This is a genomic window from Corynebacterium sp. HMSC08A12 (genome assembly GCF_001807485.1).
Lineage (GTDB): Bacteria > Actinomycetota > Actinomycetes > Mycobacteriales > Mycobacteriaceae > Corynebacterium > Corynebacterium evansiae.
On record NZ_KV789162.1, the window covers coordinates 1 to 2781 of the forward strand.

The 2781-nt window shown below is 63.5% G+C and carries 2 protein-coding genes; both read left to right on the top strand.

Translation table 11 applies throughout. The features are described from left to right. Nucleotides 1-105: 105 nt before the first annotated feature. Entirely contained in the window at nt 106-915 is an 810-nt protein-coding gene (locus tag HMPREF3166_RS00015) for a metal ABC transporter ATP-binding protein (protein WP_035006260.1), read from the top strand. Further along, the gene (locus tag HMPREF3166_RS00020) at nt 912-2678 is read left to right on the top strand and encodes a metal ABC transporter solute-binding protein, Zn/Mn family (protein WP_246816875.1); all 1767 of its coding nucleotides are present in this window, start codon (nt 912-914) and stop codon (nt 2676-2678) included. The genes HMPREF3166_RS00015 and HMPREF3166_RS00020 overlap by 4 nt, the downstream gene beginning before the upstream one ends. Nucleotides 2679-2781 lie beyond the last annotated feature (103 nt).

Genomic DNA, 2781 nt, shown 5'->3' on the forward strand with positions numbered 1-2781 from the left:
TGGCACTTGACAAAAACATAGGGACACCCCCCAACACCACCCCACCCCAAAGTTCAATACATTGAACTTGGTGATTCATTGAACTGAGCACTATTCTTGGCTGCCATGAGTATTAGCGTCCAGAACTTGAGCGTGAGCTACGGCGCGAACACCGCGATTCGGAACATCAGCTTCACCCTCGACTCCCCCGGCATGCACGGCATCATCGGCCCCAACGGCTCAGGCAAATCCACCCTCATGAAGGCGATGCTCCAGATCCTGGACAAACACAACGTCCACGGCACAGGCCCCACCGGCGCCCCTGCCGGCTACCCCGTCACCCTCGACGGCAAGGCCCCCGCCGAGCAGCGCCGCGCAATCGCTTATATCGAGCAGCGCTCTGACCTCGACCGCAACTTCCCCACCAGCGTCTTCGACACCGTCCTGATGGGCACTTACCCGCGCCTGGGTCTTTTCCACCGCCCCGGCAAGGCCGAACGCGAAGCAGCCACCCAGGCTCTCAAGGACGTCGACATGTGGGACTTTCGCCACCGCCACATCAGCGAACTCTCGGGCGGACAGTTCCAGCGCGTCCTCTTTGCCCGCGCCATCGTCCAGGACGCGGAGTACATCTTCCTGGACGAGCCCTTCGTCGGCATCGACGTCCCCAGCGAGAAGACGATCGTGACCCTGCTGCGGCAGATGGCGGACGCGGGCAAGCACGTCGTCGTCGTGCACCACGACATGAACACGGTGCGCGGCTACTACAACGACCTCATCGTCCTCAACGGCGAGCTCGTCGCGGCGGGTCCCACCGAGGAGGTCTTCGTCCCCGACGTGCTGCAGAAGGCCTTCGGCGCGCTCGTCATCCGCGAGCCGTCAGCACCAGCCCACCCCACGCCACGGCAGGCAGCCCTCCAGGAGGAGACAGCATGATCGCGGAGTTCCTCGACTCACTACTCAGCCACGGCTACCTGCAAAAAGCGCTGATCACCTCGGTGATCGTGGGCGTGGCCTGCGGCATCGTCGGCAGCTTCATCGTGCTGCGCGGCATGGCCCTGATCGGCGACGCCATCTCGCACGCCGTACTACCGGGGGTCGCGGCCTCCTACCTGCTCGGCACGAACATCTTCCTCGGGGCGGTGGTCGCGGGTCTACTCGCCACACTGGCGATCGGGCTGATCAGCGAACGCTCCACTGTGAAGAACGATTCGGCGATCGGCATCGTCTTTTCCACCTTCTTCGCGATCGGCGTGCTGCTCATGGCGAAAGCGCAGACGGCGACGGATCTGACGGAGATCCTCTTCGGCAACGTCCTGACCGTTCAGGACGCCGACCGCAACCTCTCGATCGGTATTGCCGCTGCCGTGCTGATTCTCACGCTGGTCTTTTACAAGGAGCTCAAGCTCAGCACCTTCGACCCCGTCATGGCGCAGTCGGCTGGCGTGCCCGTGCGGGCAATCCACTACGGGCTGATGGTGGTGCTCACGCTGGTGACGGTCATTTCCCTGCAGACGGTGGGCGTGATCCTGGTGGTCTCCCTGCTGATCACTCCGGCGTCGGCGGCGTACCTGCTGACGAACCGGCTGGGAGTGATGATCGGGCTTTCAGTGGCGATCTCGGCGCTCAGCTCCGTAGTGGGGCTGTTCCTGAGCTATAGCTACAACGTGTCCTCCGGCGTGACGATCGTGCTGACCGCCAGCGCGCTGTTCCTGCTGGCTTTCCTCTTCGCGCCAGGCAAGGGACTGATTGCTCGCTCGCTGGGCAATAAGCCACTGGCCGCGCTGTTGGCCCTCCTGGTGGGCGGTGCCCTCGTGTTCGGGGCCGTGACCTTCTCGACGGAGGAGAAGGCAGACGGTGAGCAGCTGAACGTCGTCACCACCTTCACGCTGCTGGCGGACCTGGTGGAGGAGATCGGCGGCGAGGCGGTGGACGTCCATAACCTCGTGCCGACCGGCACGGACCCGCACGACTACGACCCCCTGCCCGCGGACCTGGATGCGACGAGCGACGCCGACCTGCTGTTCTACAACGGGCTGAACCTCGAGGGCGGTGAGCACGGCTGGCTCGCGAAACTGAAAAACACCGCGGGCCTGGACGATTCCCAGATGGTCGAGGCCACCAAGGGCGTGGAACCGAAGTACCTCAAGGACGAAAAGGGCAATCAGGAGATCAACCCGCACGCCTTCCTGGACCCGACCGTCGGCATCGCGATGGCCGAGAACGTGACCGCGGCGCTGGCCGAGGCCCTGCCCGAGCGTGCCGAGCACATCGAGGAGAAGGGGGCGGAGTACAAGGCCATGCTGGAGAGCATCGACGCCGACTACCGCGAGCAGATCGGTGCGCTGCCGAAGGAGGATCGTGTGCTCGTGGCCAGTGAACATGCCTTCCAATACATGGTCGACACCTACGGCATGGAGCAGCTGTATATCTGGCAGATCGACACGGATGAAAACGGCTCCCCCGCGCAGATCGGACACCTCGTGCGCCAGCTGAAGGACAAGCGCCCGAAGCACCTGTTCGTGGAGTCGAACGTGGATACGCGCCCCATGAAGACCGTCTCGAAGGAGGCCGGGATTCCGATCTTCGACGAGCCACTGCACTCCGATGAGCTCGGCAAGCCGGGCACGGTCGCGGGAACCTACGAGGATTTCCTGCGCAGCAACTTGAAGACCATGATCGCGGGGCTGAAGCGCTAAAACGCGAATGCTCGAGGCCCACATGCGTTGGGCTTCCCCGGTCGCATTCCCGTTACCTTGTGAGTGTCCCTGATAATGGGGATAGTCGCTGGTCCCGGTATGG